The sequence below is a fragment of the Undibacterium sp. Tian12W genome, assembly GCF_049339405.1.
Lineage (GTDB): Bacteria > Pseudomonadota > Gammaproteobacteria > Burkholderiales > Burkholderiaceae_D > Undibacterium.
The window spans coordinates 1-355 of record NZ_JBMPPK010000079.1 but is presented as its reverse complement, the minus strand read 5'-3'; the positions used below and the strand labels follow the sequence as shown (position 1 = coordinate 355).

The 355-nt window shown below is 52.1% G+C and carries 1 protein-coding gene; it reads right to left on the bottom strand.

Annotated elements, in window-relative coordinates; genetic code table 11:
- Positions 1-355: transposase (locus ACO0LI_RS30680; RefSeq protein ID WP_423037718.1), on the bottom strand; the 355-nt coding region annotated here is incomplete at both ends.

Genomic DNA, 355 nt, shown 5'->3' with positions numbered 1-355 from the left:
CGTTTGCCAAGGTCATGACGTTCCAGCAAGTGCCGGAACTTGCACACAGTGGTCTCATCCGGCACGGCTTCATTGCCCAGGTCAATAGCGGCAAAGCTGCGCATGGAGACGGATTCATATAAGGCTTCCTCGACAGCCGGATCAGACAGATTGAACCATTGCTGTAGGAAATAAATACGTAACATCCGCTCTACACCTACAGGTGGGCGTCCGTTACCAGCCTTGGGGTAATGGGGCTCTATCAGTTTGCATAGCATCGCCCATGGCACGACCTGATTCATCTCTGATAGAAACACTGCTCGCTTCGTCGTCTTGGCATAGCGTTCAAAGCCACCTTCGGCAAATGTTGTCTGTC